The 16,933-nt window shown below is 69.0% G+C and carries 13 protein-coding genes and 3 pseudogenes; 13 read left to right on the plus strand and 3 right to left on the minus strand.

Annotation, left to right across the window (positions count from 1 at the left end):
- Positions 1-139 precede the first annotated feature (139 nt).
- Positions 140-934 (plus strand): SAM-dependent methyltransferase, encoded by a 795-nt coding sequence (locus tag IEY78_RS19940; protein ID WP_189100322.1) that lies wholly within the window; start codon positions 140-142, stop codon positions 932-934.
- A 3-nt stretch (positions 935-937) separates the two neighbouring features.
- Here IEY78_RS19940 and IEY78_RS19945 read toward each other — a convergent pair whose 3' ends face one another.
- Both IEY78_RS19945 and IEY78_RS19950 read right to left on the minus strand, forming a co-directional pair.
- Positions 938-1,864, minus strand: coding sequence for a helix-turn-helix domain-containing protein (locus tag IEY78_RS19945; RefSeq protein ID WP_189100170.1), 927 nt, complete (start codon positions 1,862-1,864; stop codon positions 938-940).
- Between the two features lie 87 nt (positions 1,865-1,951).
- Entirely contained in the window at positions 1,952-2,188 is a 237-nt protein-coding gene (locus IEY78_RS19950) for a DUF397 domain-containing protein (protein ID WP_189100172.1), read from the minus strand.
- 715 nt (positions 2,189-2,903) lie between these two features.
- On the opposite strand from IEY78_RS19950, the gene IEY78_RS19955 reads away from it, so the two are divergent.
- A complete protein-coding gene (locus tag IEY78_RS19955; RefSeq protein WP_189100174.1) occupies positions 2,904-3,833 on the plus strand; it encodes a DUF5655 domain-containing protein in 930 nt (309 codons plus the stop codon).
- Positions 3,834-3,930: 97 nt separating this feature from the next.
- On the opposite strand, the gene IEY78_RS19960 is transcribed toward IEY78_RS19955, so the two are convergent.
- Positions 3,931-4,677, minus strand: coding sequence for a DNA-methyltransferase (locus IEY78_RS19960; RefSeq protein ID WP_189100176.1), 747 nt, complete (start codon positions 4,675-4,677; stop codon positions 3,931-3,933).
- A gap of 580 nt (positions 4,678-5,257) precedes the next feature.
- Here IEY78_RS19960 and IEY78_RS19965 point away from each other — a divergent pair.
- The 11 genes and pseudogenes from IEY78_RS19965 to IEY78_RS20020 all read left to right on the plus strand — a co-directional run bounded on the left by IEY78_RS19965 (position 5,258) and on the right by IEY78_RS20020 (position 16,837).
- Positions 5,258-6,403: a C40 family peptidase gene (locus IEY78_RS19965; RefSeq protein ID WP_189100178.1), complete on the plus strand. Its 1,146-nt coding sequence runs from the start codon at positions 5,258-5,260 to the stop codon at positions 6,401-6,403.
- A 90-nt stretch (positions 6,404-6,493) separates the two neighbouring features.
- Positions 6,494-6,802: a DUF6112 family protein gene (locus tag IEY78_RS19970; protein WP_093646278.1), complete on the plus strand. Its 309-nt coding sequence runs from the start codon at positions 6,494-6,496 to the stop codon at positions 6,800-6,802.
- Positions 6,802-7,476, plus strand: a complete 675-nt coding sequence (locus IEY78_RS19975; protein WP_189100180.1) for a hypothetical protein — start codon at positions 6,802-6,804, stop codon at positions 7,474-7,476. Before IEY78_RS19970 ends, IEY78_RS19975 begins: the two co-directional genes overlap by 1 nt.
- A gap of 27 nt (positions 7,477-7,503) precedes the next feature.
- Positions 7,504-8,817, plus strand: a pseudogene (locus IEY78_RS19980) (SCO6881 family protein); the annotation flags it as partial.
- A gap of 141 nt (positions 8,818-8,958) precedes the next feature.
- A complete protein-coding gene (locus IEY78_RS19985; protein WP_189100182.1) occupies positions 8,959-10,431 on the plus strand; it encodes an SCO6880 family protein in 1,473 nt (490 codons plus the stop codon).
- A gap of 34 nt (positions 10,432-10,465) precedes the next feature.
- Positions 10,466-10,918, plus strand: coding sequence for a DUF6238 family protein (locus IEY78_RS19990; protein ID WP_189100184.1), 453 nt, complete (start codon positions 10,466-10,468; stop codon positions 10,916-10,918).
- A 26-nt stretch (positions 10,919-10,944) separates the two neighbouring features.
- Positions 10,945-12,444 (plus strand): putative type IV secretion/conjugal transfer ATPase, encoded by a 1,500-nt coding sequence (locus tag IEY78_RS19995; protein WP_189100186.1) that lies wholly within the window; start codon positions 10,945-10,947, stop codon positions 12,442-12,444.
- An 84-nt stretch (positions 12,445-12,528) separates the two neighbouring features.
- On the plus strand, positions 12,529-12,945 hold the full coding sequence (locus tag IEY78_RS20000) for a hypothetical protein (RefSeq protein ID WP_189100188.1): 417 nt from the start codon (positions 12,529-12,531) through the stop codon (positions 12,943-12,945).
- A gap of 89 nt (positions 12,946-13,034) precedes the next feature.
- A pseudogene (locus tag IEY78_RS20005) lies at positions 13,035-13,669 on the plus strand (hypothetical protein).
- A 230-nt stretch (positions 13,670-13,899) separates the two neighbouring features.
- On the plus strand, positions 13,900-14,670 hold the full coding sequence (locus IEY78_RS20010; protein WP_189100190.1) for a hypothetical protein: 771 nt from the start codon (positions 13,900-13,902) through the stop codon (positions 14,668-14,670).
- Positions 14,671-15,054: 384 nt separating this feature from the next.
- Positions 15,055-16,837: pseudogene (locus tag IEY78_RS20020) on the plus strand (type IV secretory system conjugative DNA transfer family protein).
- Positions 16,838-16,933: the final 96 nt, after the last annotated feature.

Genomic DNA, 16,933 nt, shown 5'->3' on the forward strand with positions numbered 1-16,933 from the left:
GAGTCACCCTGGACTATCGGACCAGGTAGCCCGATGCGAGCCGATACTCCTAGCATGGGTGAACTCACTTACCAGGAGACCTGCGCACCCCCCATGAGGGCCGGACGCGGGCTGGCTACGCGGGGAGCATCGCATTCCTATTGATGTCAGCAAACCCAGCGTCGCAAGAATGTACGACCATTTACTCGGCGGTACGGACAACTATTTCTCCGACCGCCTGGCGTGTGACGACCTGTTGCGGATGGCGCCGAGCACTAGGGAACTCGCCCTCATCAACAGAGCGTTCTTGATCCGCTCTGTCCGCTTTCTCGCCGCGCAGTGCGGAGTCCGCCGGTTCATCGACTTCGGCTCGGGCCTTCCGACTCACCCCAACGTCCACGAAGTGGCACAGGAAATCGACAATACTGCTCAAGTCGTTTACGTGGACAATGACCCTATCGTCCTGGCTCACGGGCGCATGATGCTCCAGGAGGACATGAAGACCACCGCAGTGATCATGAGCGACATGCGGGACACAGAGCGGGTCTTCGCCACCGACCAAGTGCACCGACTCCTTCGAGACCGCCTGCCTGTGGCAGCCCTCTTCGCCTCCGTGCTGCACTGCATCCCCAACAACTCCACTCCCGACCCCTGGCAGCTCGTGCGTGACGTAGCAAAACGACTACCACCAGGCAGCTACCTGGTGATCTCGCAACTCACCAGCGATGACCCTAAGCTGCGCGAAGATGTGACACGCTTCATGTGCGACATCACCGAAGGAAATTGGGGGGAAGTGCGCTCCTTTCACGATGTGCGCCGCTTCTTTGAGGGGCTCGAATTGCAAGAAGCCGACGAACCGTGCGAGGTCTCGCAATGGCGACCTGACTCCCAAATTTCTCCTCGCCAGGCAACGCAAGAGTGGGTGGAATATGGCGGCGTCGCTCGAATTCCCTAACGCCTACCGCAGCTTGTTGGTGTAAACATCGAGCAGCTTCAAGGAAGCCTCCTTGTCCATGGCATGCTCCCACAACTCCTCAAAAGATGCCTTGTGCCGCTCCACGGGCTCTCGCTCGTTCTCGTATGTCCCGCCTTCATTGCTGCATTCGATGTATACGACGTCACCGCCCTGGCCGGGAACGAACTTGAGAAGAGTCATAGCCGTCTTCAGTGGGGTGACGAACTCAGCTGCTGAGAAGGGCAGGACGCGGATGTGAATCCGTGACTTGTTCTCACCGTAGTTGTACAGCTGGCGGAGCTGCCCGCGCATCACGGACCTTCCTCCCGTCGGCCGGCTGAGGACGTTCTCGTCCAACACCACATACAAGTCCGGCGCGTTGGCCTGGTCCAGAAGACTCTGCCGCTGGAGGCGTACCGTCAGCCTTCGCTCGATCATCTTCGCGGCCTTGAGGTCAACCCCATCGCTACCCGGTCGCCTGTACGGGGCGCACATCAAGGCACGTGCGTAATCTGACGTCTGGAGCAGGCCGGGAACGAAGTTTCCCTGGTAGGTCCAGATCTCGTGAGCAGAGTTCTCCATGCTGAACAGCCGGCTGAGCCAACCCGGCACGACGTCCGAGAATCCGGACCACCATTCCTTGGCCCTTGCCTGGCCCACCAAGGCGCGCAGCTCGTCAAGTTCCTCGGCATCCTGGATACCGAGGAACTTGACGAGCTTGATCACAGCCTGTTCCTGGACGGTGACCTTGCCCCCTTCGTACTTACTCAGCATGGACACCGAGCTGAAGGCGCCGGCGTCCACAACCTGCTTCAGGGTGAGCCCTGCTTGCTTGCGCAGCTGAAGGAGGTACTTGCCCAGCACGAGGTCGGCAGTAGCCGGCGCTTCCTCGTCGCCGCCTACAACAACGCTCAATACCCGATCCGACACTCGAACTCCTCATACAGAAGGCGATTGCACCACCCTATTTCAGCATGAGGGACCGACGCGTCAGTAACCAGTTTTGGCCATCGACTTTCAGACAGCCATGTTGTCGAACTCTCCTTTACGTGCGCCGTCCAGGAAGGCCGCCATCTCCGAACACGTGAACACCAGGGCGGCTCCGTCCGGGAAGCGGGAGTTACGGAACGCCACCTCACCGCTCCCCAGTTTTGCAATTTCAACGCAATCATGAAGTGGGTCGCTCGCGCTGGCCTTCACCCAGTGGGCTCCCTTAATCGACTTCGCTGCCACCCCGTTGTGGTACTCCGCCATGTGAGCCTGTCCTTTCCCCTCTGACCTGCATCAACCCCGTTGACGCCCGAGACGTCAATATGGACTCCCCGTCGCGCTGCGGTCACGTGAAACCCGCCCTGAAATTTCAAGGAGCATCGGGTTATTGATGATCTTAGCTGTCGACCAGGAGGCCCGCCGTCCCTCGAAAGAGTGTTCTTGCGAGATGACGATACGACCCTTGCCCATCGAATAACTGTGCGGAAGCATCGTGCATCCGGTCCTGCGAGATTGGCCGAAGCGCCAGCGGTGGCGTGGGGGGTGGCCTGACCTGATGAAAAGAACTCAGCGGGCTCCCGACCTACTAGTCGAACCGAAAGTAAAGGAGCTTTCGCTATTCGTTGTCGTCGGATTTCTGTTCCGTCGCGACATTTCCCAACAAAGGCGTTGAAGCAGAAAACGACGTTCTACTGCACAACGTTGGCGAAGCACTGCACCGTTATCCGACACCGTTTCTCTGACAATGCCCGCGAGCAGCGCCATCGCGGGCACGCCACACCGAGAGTTGTCGGCCGACCCCAGCAGTGCCCGTCGGAAAAGCGTGGTCACCATGGACGCTACTGCCGAGGCGCAACCTTGGCCACGCAGGCGCGTTACGCCCGGAGCTGGGCAAAGGGTCGCATTGACCGCCCGGCTGAGGAATACCCAGAGCCGTCCGCCGATTGGTCCTTTACAGAGATCACGGGAGGGGCTGCTGGTGGCCGAGTTGATGTTGTTCCGGCGGGACGCGGATGGGCGGGACGTGGCGCTGTCTGGTTCGACGGTGGCGCTGGAGGTAGAGCTGCAGCGGCGGGTCGAGGCCGGCATGGAGGAGATGCTCGGCATCCGGTTTCTGGCGTCGGAGTACCCGACCGGTCCGTGGCACCGGGGGCGGATCGACACGCTGGGTCTGGATGAGAACGGCAGCCCGGTGGTGATCGAGTTCAAGAAGGGCTCTGATAGCGGGGTGTTGTCGCAGGCCGTCTCTTACCTGTCCTGGTTGGATTCGGCGCACCACGAGTTCGAGGCGCTCGTGCGGAAGGTGGTGGGCGCGGAGGCTGCCGAGTCGATCAACTGGCGTCGGCCGCGGATGGTCTGTATCGCGGCCGGCTTCTCCCATCACGATCGCGTGGCGGTGCAGCGGCTGCCCGAGCGGGTCGACCTGGTGCGCTACCGGATCTTCGAGGGCGGCCTGCTCTCCCTGCTGCTCGTGGACTCCTCGCCCGGCTTCCCGACCGCCGCTTCGTCTCGGCGAAGCCGAGAGATGATGGTCGGCAGCTCGTCAGCGGCACCGGTTTCTCCTTCGCCGGCGGGTGCCGGCCTTGTTCCGGAGTGCTTGCGGGATTTGTACGCGGAGCTGGACGATGCTCTGACGGCGTGGGGCGAGGTCGAGGTGGCGCCTCTGCGGCACTACATCGCCTACCGGCGGCTGGTGAACGTGGCATCGGTGATCTTCCGTCCGAAGCACGAGGCGATCCTGGTCTATCTCAGACTCGACCCGGACACCGTCACGCTGGAGGAGGGCTTCACGCGGGACATGCGCGGCATCGGGCACCTCGGGACCGGGGACTTGGAGGTGCGCCTCGTCTCGGCGGCCGGTCTGGAGAAGGCGGCGCCGCTGATCCGGCGGGCGTTTGAGGCGGCCTGACGCGACGAGAAGGGCGGCTGGCGCATCGGTTACTCGATGCTCCAGCCGCCCTCTTGGCGTCTGCGGCCCACCGGCCCTGGGCTCTCCGGTCTCATGGTCACGCCTCCGGTCCGGCCAGGGTGAAGTCCTCCTGCGTCAGTTCGGCATGGAGGCGCTGCTCGGCCACTTCGGCGTAGTGGGAGGACAGCTCGACGCCGACGAAGTTTCGGCCTTCGCGCAGGGCGGCGACGCCGGTGGATCCGCTTCCGGTGAAGGGGTCGAGGACGGTGCCGCCTTCGGGACAGATCTGGACGAGCTGCTGCATGATCTCGACCGGCTTCTGGGTGATGTGCACCCTGCCCTTCCGCGGCTGGGAGGCGATGTAGTGGCCGGGCAGGTAGAGGTCGCGGGTGTTGTCGAGGGATCCCTTGACGCCCCAGATGATGTACTCGGAGTCCTGCTTGAACCCGCCCTTGCGGGGCCGGCTGGCGGGCTTGATCCACGGGATCGTGCCCGACCAGGTCCACCCCGCCATCTGCAGGGCGTCCGTGGTGGTCGGCTCCTGGCGCCAGTCGGTGAAGACCATGACGACTGCGTGCTCAGTCGAGGCACGGTATGCCTCCGTCAGCAGTTCGGTCAGCCAGGCTCGGTACGAGCGCTGATCGCGGTTCTCGCCGGGGAAGTTGGCGAGGTCGTGGGAGGAGTTGCTGGTGACGTACTTGGCGCGGGCGGTGCGGCCGGTGCGGTCCGAGCTGGTCCGTCCGCCGGAGTTGTACGGCGGGTCGGTGATCACCGTCTGGACGCTCTCGTCGGGGAGGGTCTTGAGCACGGTGAGGGCGTCGCCTCGGTGCAGCGTGTAGCTCATGTGCAGGGCCTCTTTCAGGGCATGGCAGGGCTGAGGACCGCTCCGGACGGCGTTCAACGACGCTCGTCGGGGCGGGTGGTGCCGGATGTTAGGCGTGTTTTCCGGCCGCACCTAATGAGCTGAGTCGTGCTCCGGGTGGGGGTCCGGGGGTCGTTTGGTGCGGCCGGAATCCCGGTCTACTGTCTCGTCCTGTCACCGGGCAGAAGCCTCGCTTCACCCCCGTTGACCTGTGCTTATCCGTGTTATCTCGTCCAAGCGAGGTGTGCGGGAGGCGCGTTTCCCTCGTTGCCCATGCCGTCAGGAGAGCCGGTGTACTGCCTGAGATTACGAGCGCGGCTGGCTGCCGCGCGTGACCTGAGACCGGCGTCCGGGAGCTACCAACTCCTGTGACCCGGGCCCGCCCGAGAGGCGGATTCACATCGGCGCGGTGCCGGCGGCTTTGCACGAGAAGTCGGCACCGCGTCTCCTGCGAACACCGAGGAGCCGCTGCGATGCAGCATGCCCTGATACCCCCGCGCCCCGACCCGCCATCGGCACCCGGCCAGCACCATCACCTCGGTGACGGTGAATGGCGGCGGCGATGAAGAAGACCGCCGGAGCCGTCGTCGGCCTCTGCGCAACTGGTCCGCTGCTGCTGGCCGTTCCCGTCCTCGCCTTGGGCGCCGAGACGGCTTCGGCATCGTGCTCGACCGACGGTGCGCAGCCTGTGGATTCCGCGGCCGTCGCCAGTCAGGTGAAGTCCGTCCTGGACGGCGGCGGCAAGGGCTCGGTCCACGTGCCGGGGCTGAGCGTTCCGGCCGAGCAGGTGCCCAACGCCAAGACGATTCAGGCCACCGGCGTTGCGATGCACATTCCGGCCCGGGGGCAGGTCGTGGCCCTGGCGACCGCTCTGCAGGAGAGTGGCCTGCGGAACTTGACCTACGGCGATCGTGACTCGCTGGGGTTGTTCCAGCAGCGTCCGTCGCAGGGGTGGGGCAGGGCGAACGAGATCCTCGACCCGGTGCACGCCTCGGCCAAGTTCTACGAGGGGCTCCAGAAGGCCTCGGGCTGGCAGTCCTTGTCCGTCGCTCAGGCTGCTCAGGCGGTGCAGCGGTCGGGCTTCCCGCAGGCGTACGCCAAGTGGGAGCCGCTGGCCACCGCACTGCAGAAGGCCGTCGAACCCGTGCTGTCGAAGGCTGGTGACGCGTCACCGAGCCCTTCGCCGTCCGGCCCGACCGGCACCGGCAGTCCTTCGCCCGGTACCGCGGGCGGCTGCGCCGCCGACGGAGACGGGACCGACTTCGGCACCATTCCGCCCGGTGCGGTGCCGGCCGGGTACAAGATCCCCGCCGATGCTCCGCCGAAGGTCCGCACCGCGATCCGGTGGGCGCTCGGCCAGCTCGGGACGCCGTATCAGTGGGGCGGGCACTGCACTGCTCCCCACGGCAGGGTGCCGATGGGGCGGTGTGACTGCTCGTCCCTGATGCAGCAGTCGTACAAGGCCGCCGGTGTCGCTCTGTCTCGGACGACGTACACGCAGGTCAAGGACGGCAAGCCGGTCTCGGTCGGCTCGCTGGAGCCGGGCGACCTGGTGTTCACCGAGGGCACCGCGTCCCGTCCGGAGCACGTCGGCATGGTCATCGGCCGCGGTCTGGTCGTCAACGCCCCGCACACCGGCGACGTGGTCCGCATCGCGACCCTCGCGTCCTGGAAGCCGCAGATTCTCGCGGCCCGCCGAGTCATCTGACCGGCGCCTCTCCTCCTCTCCCCTCTTCTCGCACCGCCGCTGCTCCATCCTCTGGGCTTTGGCGTGCACTAACTCGCACTGGAGTTCGTCATGTATCTCGCTGACCAGGTCATCCAGCTCGCCTACGACCCTGGGATCAAGCCGAACGAGGGCGGGCTGCCGGGCCTGTCCGTCCTCAAGCACGTGATGGGCTCGATCAACCTCTACGGCATCATCGCCGCGGTCGGTTCGCTCGCCGTCAGCGCGGGTGTGTGGGCCTGGGGACATCACTCGGGCGGTCACCAGGCGGAGGCCAACGGCAAGAAGGGCGTGCTGGTGAGTGCCGGCGCGGCGCTGCTGTTGGGTGCCGCGAACGGTGTGGTGGCGTTCTTCAGCGGTCTGGGAACGCAGGTCCACTGATGTCTTCCCGCCCGATGAACCCCGGCGGCGCGTCCCGCGTGCGCCGCCGGGTGCTGCTCGGCACCGCTGTCCTGGTGGTGCTTGTCGACCTCGCCGGCCTGGCCGCGTACCTCACCCGCGATGGCAGGAGCCCCTCCAAAGCCCCTGCTGTCCGCCCGAGTTCGCCCGCGGCCCCCTCGACCACCCCGTCCGCACCGCGCACCCAGCCTCGTGCCCTGCCGGTGCCGCCGAAGACCCATGACCCGATCGCGTTCGGGAAGGCCGCTGCGGCGGCGCTGTGGTCCTACGACACCCGCGCGTACTCGCGGACGGAGCTGCGCACCGCCCTTCGCGCGTGGCTGACCTCCGAGGACAGGTACGCCGATCCGGCGTCGGTCGACAAGGTCGTCCCCTCGCCCGTGCTGTGGAAGGAGATGACCGCCAACCGCCAGTTCGCCACCGCCAAGGTGCACGAGGGGCACTTCCCCGACTCCTTCACCCGGGCCCTCCAGTCCGATCCCGGGGCGATCACCCAGGCGTACATCTACGCCGTCACGGTCTCCGGCAAGCAGTCGATCGCCTGGAAGGGCTCGCACGCCGGCGGTGCGGAGAGCCGCACCAGCACCCTCGCGGTCCAGTGCCGTCCCCACCGACCCTGCGCCCTGGTCGGTGTCATGCCGTCCGTCGCGCCCTGATCCCCGTTCAAGGAAGGAGGTGCCACCATGGCAGTCTGCGACTTGCCGCTGATGGACAAGGTGTGCGGTGCCGTCGACTTCGCCGCCAACCCCGCGGGAGCTGTCACCGACGGCATCGGGGCGTGGATCGCGAAATCGGCTGGTGAACTGGCCGCCAGCGCGGCGGACCTCGCCGCCAAGGCCGTCAACGAAACGACCGCCATCGACCTCAACGCCGGATGGTTCCGGGACAACTACGAACTGCTGCTGCCCATCGGGCTCGCGCTGACCGTCGGCACGTTCTGCCTCCAGCTGATGTTCGCGGCCTGGCGGCGAGACGAACGTGCCCTGGCGCAGGCCGCGATCGGCACCATGACCGGCGTCCTGTTCAGCTTCTGCGCTACCGCTTTCACCAGCGTCGCCATCACCGTGGTCGACGCCTTGTCGAACGGGCTGTTCCAGGCGGCCAACAGCTCGATCGACGATGCGACCCGCCGTGTGATCAAGGTCAACGAACTGGGGGCGATGTACGGTCTCGGCTGGGGCGTCCCCAGCCTGGTCGCACTCGGCTGCGCGATCGGCGCGTTCCTGTACTGGGGCGTGATGGTCGCCCGCAAGGTCGGCGTCCTGGTCCTGGTCGCGCTCGCCGTCTTCGCCGGCGCCGGGGGCGGCTGGGAGGTCGCCAAGCGATGGCGGCGTGGCTGGATCGAGGCCACCGCCACCCTGGTCGTCTCGAAACTCCTGATGACGGTGGTCTTCCTCATCGGCGTCTCGGCGATGGGCAAGTCCGATGCTCACGACGGCATGGCCGCGCTGTCCGACGCGCTGGCCGGCATCGTCGTGATGGTGCTGGTCCTGTTGTGCCCGTATGCCACGTACAAGTTCGTGCACTGGGCCAGCGACGGCGGCGGTCACGACGACGTGCACCGCACCGGTGTCGCCGGCATGGCGGTCGCCGCGGGGGCCGCGAAGACCGCGGGCACCCTGGCGATGCAGGCCGGCACCGGAACCCCCGCCCCACAGGGCCCGAGCCAGGTTCCCGGCGCCGGTGCCGATGGCGTCGCCTCCGGCATCAACCCCTCCGGCGGCACCCTCAGCAAGGAGGGCATTGACGCCGGTCCGCCCCAGCAGCAGACCCGGTTCCGGTACGGCGAGGATCCGAACGCGCAGGGTGACAAGGGCCGGTCCCTGATTCAGCGACCCGGCATCCCGCCACTCATCACGCGCCCCCACGAGGACGAAGCAGGGCCTGCTGGAGTGCCCGTTCAGGGCACCGCCAGCGTCACTGGCGCATCGGCTCCGGGCGACAGCGTGTCCTACGTGGGCGCCGGCGACCTTGGCGCACCGCCGCCTTCGGGCACCTGACCGATCACATCCGGGGGCGGGCTGCACACCCAGCCCGCCCCCACCTCTCCCGACCGACCACCAAAGGAGCCTCCCCATGACCTCCAGAAGAGCGCCGCGCACCCCTTCCACCGCCCGCTCCCACCGTCTGGAACCACCATGTCCGGCAAGCACCAGGCCGAAGCCACCACGGCCACCGTGAAGTTCCCCCACCGCAGCAGGCGCGGCATCCTGCTCGGCCTGACCGCCCCACAGCTCATCGTCGCGAGCCTGACCGGCCTTCTTCTGCTCGCCATGGTCATCACCCGCGGCGTGGTCGGCGCTCTCGAACTCATCCCCCTGTGGGCCGTCATCGCCCTCCTTGTCTTCGTTCGCCACCGGGGCCGGGCTCTGGCGGACTGGGTTCCGATCGTCACCCGGTACGTCCTGCGCCGGATGCGTGGCCAGCTCCTCTGGCTCACCCGGCCCTCCCGCCGACCGTCTCGCGAAGGGCTCCTCCATCTGCCCGGGACCGCGGCCAGTCTGCGTGTGGTCACCGCGCCCGACCGTCGATACGGTGCGGTGCACGACCCCCATGCCGGCACGCTGACCGCCGTGGTCAAGGTCGCTTCCCGCGCCTACGCGCTGCTCGACCCGGGCACCCAGCAGGCCAACGTGGGTGGCTGGGGACGGGCGCTGGCCGCGCTCGCCCGGACGGGGCAGATCGCTCGCATCCAGGTGATCGAGCGCACGGTCCCGGACTCCGGCGACGCCCTTCGCCGCTATTGGGAGGAGCACGGCCGGCCCCATGCCCCTGTGGCCGGCGCGCTCTACGGCGACCTGGTCCAGAGTGCGGGCCCGGCCGCGGCGCCGCACGAGGCGTACGTGGCGGTGTCGCTGGACAGCAAGGCGGCGCGGCGGTTGATCAACCAGGCCGGGGGTGGTCTGACCGGGGCGTTCAGCGTGCTGGGGCAGCTGACCTCCACCTTCGATCAGGCCGCTCGGACTGCCGGTCTCACTCCCACCGGGTGGCTCAGCGCCCGTGAGATCGCGGCTGTCGTGCGGACGGCGTATGACCCGAAGTCCCTCGCAGCGCTGGATCGTTGGTCCGCCGCCGGTCGTCCCGAGGCCGAGCCGGCCGCTGCCGGCCCTGTCGTGGTCGTCGAGAAGTCGGACCACATCGCGACCGATACGGCCGTCCACAAGACGTACTGGGTGGAGAACTGGCCCAGGACCGAAACCTCAGCGGGCTTTCTGCATCAGCTCCTGTTCACCGGCGGGGTCCGGCGCACGCTGTCGCTCTCGTACGAGCCGAAGGGGCTGGACGCCGCGCTGCGCGATGTCCAGCGCAAGAAGGCCAGCGTGATGGCGGATGCCGCCGAGCGGGCCCGGCGCGGGCAGGTCGACTCCGAGGCGGACTCGATCGAGTACCAGGACATCAAGTCGCGGGAGCGGCAGCTCATCGCGGGCCATGCGGATGTCGCCCTGACCGGCCTGCTGACCGTCTCGGCTGACTCCGAGGACGAACTGTGTTCCGCCTGCGCGGTCGTGGAGACCGCCGCTGTCGGTGCCCAGCTCGACCTCCGGCCGCTGACCTGGCAGCAGGCCGAGGCGTTCACCGCCGCCGCCATGCCGCTCGCGCTCGCCGCCTGACCCCGGCCGCCCCTCCCTCCGAAAGAACACCCTCATGTCCCGCACCGCCGTCCCTACCGCGGAGGACTTCGTGCCCTTCGCCACCGCCGCGCTCGACTTCCACCGCGCGCTCAACCTTCCGAACGGTCCCCTGGTCACCACCCGCGCCGAGCTGGACGCCCTGCACTCCCACCTCGTCTCGCTGCACGGGTTGCTCGATGCCCATGCCGTGCGTGTCGGGCAGCTCGTCCCGGCCGAGGGCGACCCACTCCGTGCCGCCCGCACCCGCATCTGGCAGGCCGCTGACCACGTCCACGCCGCCTACCACGCCGCACCACGTCCCGGCTCCGGCGAAGTCCTGGATCGCGAGGCATGTCAGGCCGGCCTGCCCGAAGGGGCTCCGGAGCTGACCATCTGCCAGCGCCACCAGCGCACCGCGCACCTGGTGCGCCGCCGCACCACCCCGGCCGACCTGCGCGCCCCGTTCACCGGCCTCGTCCGCCGCTGACCCTCTGCCCGTCTGGAGAAACGTTCATGCCCCGCACCCGCGCCAGCGCCTCCCCCCTGTTCGTCCCCCGCAAGGCACCGCGCGCCGGGCGGAAGGCCGCCCGTGCCGGTTTCGCCGAGGCCCGCCGCCAGGCCCGCATCGCCGGAGCACCGCCGAAGCGCCGTACCGAGGGAGCCTTCGATCCGGAGCTGCGGCCGACCTACCCGCCGTCCGGACGCCCCGGCCCCTCCTCGGCCCGGGGCAGCAAGCTCGGCCTGCCCGCCCACCGGATGACCACCGCCACAGCCTCCGGCGCCTACCCCTTCGTGGCCGAGGGCGGTCTGGGGGCGGACGGGGTCTTCATCGGTCGCGATGTCCACGCGGAAGCCGCGTTCTGCTTCGACCCGTTCTCGCTGTACGGGCGCATCGAGGGCTTCACGAACCCCAACGCGGTCCTCGCCGGGATCATCGGCATGGGGAAGTCAGCGTTGGCGAAGTCCATCGCCACCAGGTCGATCGCCCACGGCTACCGGATCTACGTCCCTTCCGACCCGAAGGGCGAATGGACGGCCGTGGCCCAGGCCCTCGGCGGCCACACCATCGCCCTGGGGCCAGGCCTGCCGGGCCGGTTGAACCCGCTGGACGCCCCGGCCCGGCCCGCCTCCGTCAGCGAGGACGACTGGGCGACCGAATTGCGAAAGCGCCGCCTGCTGCTCCTGGCCGGCCTGGCCCGCACCGTGCTCAAGCGCGACCTCCAGCCGATGGAGCACACCGCCCTCGACCTCGCCCTCGACCTGGTCGTCACCGAAGCGGACGCAAGCGGCACGGTGCCGCTGCTCGGCGACATCGCGCACGTCCTCGGCTCACCCGAGCGCCTCGACCGAGCCCTCGGCAACCAGACCGGACACCTGGGGTCCGCCGCTCAGGACCTCGCCCACGCCCTGCGCCGGCTGGTGCACGGCGACTTGAGCGGCATGTTCGACGCCCCGAGCACCGTGGAGTTCGACCCGACCACGCCGATGCTGTCCATCGACCTCTCCCGCCTCGGCGGCGGTGGCGACGACACCGCGCTGGTCCTGGCGATGACCTGCGCGAGCGCGTGGATGGAGTCCGCCCTCGCCGACCCCGACGGCGGCCGACGCTGGGTGATCTACGACGAAGCATGGCGGCTGATGCGACACGTCGGCCTCCTGGAACGGATGCAGAGCCAGTGGAAGCTCTCCCGGGGCCTGGGCATCGCGAACTTGATGATCATCCACCGGCTGTCGGACCTGCTCTCGGCAGGCGATGCCGGCTCACGCGGCCGGGTACTGGCCGAGGGTCTCCTGGCCGACTGCTCCACCCGCATCATCTACCGCCAGGAGCCCGACCAGCTCACCACTGCCGCGTCGCTGCTCGGCCTGACCGGCGTCGAAACCCAGGCCGTGTCCGCCCTGACCAAGGGCCGGGGCCTGTGGAAGGTCGCGGGCCGCAGCTTCATCACGCAACACGTCCTGCACCCCGCCGAGCGCAAGCTGTTCGACACCGACGCCCGCATGGCCGCCTAGCCCAAACAGCTTGCCTTGGAGGGGAGTTATCTCATGTCGTCCACCGTAGCGCGGGCAGAACACCGAACGCTGGGAGAAGTCCGCATGTCGACCGGAAGTTCGGACATCGGCGGCCTGTCGGCCTGCTGGAACGACCGTCTTGCCGCCGCCCGGCCCGAGGAGTTCGACGAGCTGTTCTCCACCGCCGTCACAGGGGACGTCGGCACGGTGGCCGGGCTGCACCAGATGCTCGAAACCGCCTCCGAGTGGTGCCGCGCTCACGGCGCCCGCGGCAGCGCCGCCGAACTGGACGTCCTCGCCGGGCGCCTGACCGACCTCGGCGAAGAGCTGCACCTCGTGAGGGAGGGCATGGCCCACGAGATCCGCTCCGGCTCGCACCGAGCGGCAGCGGCAGCCCGCGCCTCCCCGGCCGCCTCAGCACGAGGGGCGCGCGTCGGTCCGACCGAGGCACCTGCTCCCCTGCCGTCGCCCCCTGTCCGTTCACTGCCGCGTTCGCGGTGACGACCGGCACAGAACAAGGAACGATCATGTCCACTTCTCCCACTTCTCCCGCATCCGCTGAGAACCGGTCCCCGGCGATCACCGATCACCTGGCGTGGCGGCGACACGTCCCGGCGCTGCCTCGGCCGCTGCCGGCATCGAGCGGGCATCCGATGCCTGGGACGCAGTCTCGGACTCGTTCTGCGACCGCGACGGCTGGCCCATCAATGAGGAGAGCTACCCGGATGGCAAGGTGACGCGCGACGCCGAAGCGTGGCAGCACGTCGAGGTCTTCCTCGCCCACGGTCCCGAGGTGCTGGCCGGTGTCCGCGCCACCGCCAGCGGCGCCGACTACGTCGAGGGGCCGATCAGCGAAGACCTCCGGCGGCTGCGCGGGATCGACACCACGCTGGCGCGAGCAGGCCAGCTCCGGCACGAGTGGGACCAGATCATGGCGCTCATGGATGCCTCTCTTCCGGGCTCACGGGCGATCTACGAGAGCCGAGCGGAGCGGATCCGGAATGCCGACGGCTGGCGGTACGCGGATGAGCTGTCGTTCCAGGGTCCGGCGCTGGTTCGGGCTGCCGACTACCTGGCGGGCCGGGCGGATTCCGGTCAGCCCTCGCGGACCGACCGTGCGCGGGTGGCCCTGACGCGATCCGCCGCCGGCGACCGCGGGGCCCTGCCCGCTTCGCCTGCTGCGCCCCCGGCGCCGACTCCGATGGCCCCAGGTCGTTCCCGCTGACGCGCATATCACCGACTTGCGGCGCGGCCAAACCGGCCGATCCCCGGATCCTCATCTCAACGCGGCCGGACGGCGCGCGGTCCCAGCACCTGCCAGCGGCTTCGGCCGCACGCCTGCTCGCTGTCGCCCGGCCCTCGTTCCTTCTTCGGAGTCCCCCATGTCCCGCACCAGCAGAACCATCCCGGCCCTCGACCGCCCCTGTCGCCGAGCCAGTACCGGATGGATCAGCTATGCCCGCCCCCGATCACGATTCGCTTCCCGACGTCGCATTCGGCCGTCACCCCGACTACGGCATCGTCGCCGCGAACCCGAAGTACCTTGCAGCCAGCGCGTGGGTGCTGAAGGGGTTCGACTTCCACCCCGTCCCGGATCACCCGACGCTCTACGCGCTGGCCGATCAACAGCGTGACGGACAGGGGCGCGTCACCCGGGCCGTCGCGATGCTGCGCAAGGCCGGCTACCAGGTCGACGTGGACTCCGCGTTCGACCCCTCACTGGCCCCCGAAGCGGCTCCTTCCCGTGACCGGACCCCGCGCATAGAGCCCGACGTCGCGTTCGCCGAGCATCCGCAGCTCGGCATCGTCGCGGCCACCGATGACCGCGCCCGCGCGCTCGGCGGTCGGCTCCTGGAAGAGCACGGCTGGCGGCACGACCGGGCCCTGGACATCTACACGCTGCCCGTCACCATCGACCGCAGCGACGCCCTGGAGAAGGTCGCCACCGCCACGGTGTCGATGCACCGGTCCGGTCTCCAGGTCGCGGCCCAGCCCGCCCTCGCTCAGGACGCGGCAACGCGCCGCCGCCCGACGCCCGCAACGGCGGCGAACCACGGGCGCGACCCGGGCTTCACCACACACGCGTCCCCGATCAGCGCCGCCGCGCTCGCCGCCAGCCCAGCCCGCGCCGGCCTCCCGGGCACAGCGCCGGTTGCCTCTCCCGCTACCTCTGCTGCGACGGCCCGGCCTGTCGACCCGCGCATCGCCTTCTCCCGCACCCGCTGACCTTCGATGTTCAGGAGCAGTTGGAGAGTGCTGCGGACGCGATCGCCGTGTGTCCTGCCGAGCGCACCGACCCCAGGTTCCACGAGAGGGTCAACGTCCTGCGGACGAGGGAGCTGCTCGACGACGTCCTCGGCGCGGAAGCGATCCCCGCACCGTCGTCCGGTCGCAGTCCCGAAGCGGATCGGCAGCGCGCCGCCCGTACGTTCTCACCGCACGCCGGCCCCACGCCGTCGACCGGCAGCCGCGCCGCCTCCGCCCGCGTCGCGCCCCGCCGGCCGACCTCGCTGAAACGTTTCCTTTCGAGCCCCAGGAGTGACCCCATGAACTGCACGAGAGCCGAGCGCGCCCCGCCCCGCCGCCCGCTCACTTTCAGGAACCACGCTCATGCCCGCACCGCGTACCAGCGCGCCCTCGACCACCACCGGGTCGGACGCGCTCCTCTACCTCCTCTTCGCCATACTCAGCCTCGCGTTCACCTTCGGCTCGTTCGCCTGGCTGACCGGCAACATCATTAACTCCGCCGTCGGCATCGGTCCTTGGACCCCGTTTGCGGTCACCGAGGCGCTGCTTCGTCCCGAGGCTCTGTGGCCGCACCTGGGCCCGACGGCCCTGCTGGTCGGCGCGCGGATCATTCCCGGCGTGCTGTCCGTCGGCCTCGCCGTCCTCGGCCTGGTGCTGTGGGTGCGGCTGCGTGGCGGCGCGCAGAAGGGCCTCGCCGGGAAGGGCGACCTCGCCCCGCTGCTGGACAAGCAGATCACCGCCAAGGCCCGGAGCCTGCGGCCGTCCCTGAGCGGCCGGGAGTGTAAAAGAGGTCGCTCCCGCTGACCGCGGCGTCCTGCTCGGCACCCTCTCCCGGGGGCGGGCCAAGGTCCGCGCGTCCTGGGAGGACGTGATCGTCGCGATCATGGCCCCGCGCAGCGGCAAGACCTCCACCCTGGCCATCCCCGCGATCCTCGCGGCGCCCGGCCCGGTCCTGCTCACCAGCAACAAGGCGGCCAACGATGCCTTCACCGCGACGGTGGACGCGCGCGCCGAGGTCGGCACGATCTGGGCCCTCGACCCCCAGCAGATCGCCCACCACCCGCGCGAGATGTGGTGGGACATCCTGGCCGACGCCCGCGACCTGGCCGGGGCAAAGCGGCTCGCCGGGCACTTCGCCGCCGCGAGCGTGGACGAGTCGAATGGCACCGACTTCTGGTCCACCGCCGCGTCCAACACCTTGGGCGCGCTGTTCCTGGCTGCCGCCAGCCACCGGCGGCCGATCACCGACGTTTCGGCCTGGCTCGCCTCGCCCGCCGACCGCACCCCGGTGGACCTGCTCACCGAGGCCGGCCACGAAGCGGTCGCCGCCCAGCTCCAGGGAACCGTCTCCGGCGCGACCGAGACCCGCGACGGCATCTTCGAGACAGCGCGGCAGTACGCGAGCTGTCTGCTCGATCCGGAGGTCGTTGCCTGGGTCACCCCCAGCCCGGACCTTCCCGAGTTCAAGCCCGCCCGCTTCGCCACCTCCCGCGACACGTTGTACCTGCTCAGCAAGGACGGCGGCGGCAGCGCGAGCGCGATCATCGCCGCTGCGGCCGACGCCGTGATGCGTGCCGCGGTGATCGTCGCCGAGCGCTCCGGCGGACGGCTCGACCCGCCCGCCCTGTGCGTACTCGATGAGGCCGCCAACGTGTGCCGGATCTCCGATCTCCCGGATTTGTACAGCCACTTGGGTTCCCGGGGTGTGATCCCGATGACGATCCTGCAGTCCTACCGTCAGGGGCAGCGGTGCTGGGGCGATGCCGGGATGGACGCGCTCTGGTCGGCCGCCACCATCAAGATCGTCGGATCCGGCGTGGATGATGCCGACTTCGCCGACCGGATCAGTCGGCAGGGCGGTGATCACGAGGTCCAGACCACGTCGGTGTCGATGAGCGAGGGCGGCAAGTCCACGACGGTGAGCATGCGTACCGAGCGGATTCTGCCGCCCGATGTGATCCGTGCCCTCCCCAAGGGCAAGGCGTTGCTCCTGGCCACCGGCATCCGGGTTGCCATGCTCGACCTGAAGCCCTGGTACAAGGAGCGGTCCGCCAAGGTGATCGGTGCGACCTCGGTCCGCGCGACGAGGGCCATCACCGAGCGGGCCCAGGCCAAGACCCGTGACGACTTTGGGCAGGCGGCATGACTGCCCTCCCGTCCCCGGCGCGCTCCGGACCTCTCGGGCAGTCACCGGCCGTCCGGCGCGATGGCCGGTGGTGGCTGGTCGCCACGTCCGGCTCCG

The sequence above is a fragment of the Streptomyces kronopolitis genome, from assembly GCF_014646275.1.
Lineage (GTDB): Bacteria > Actinomycetota > Actinomycetes > Streptomycetales > Streptomycetaceae > Streptomyces > Streptomyces kronopolitis.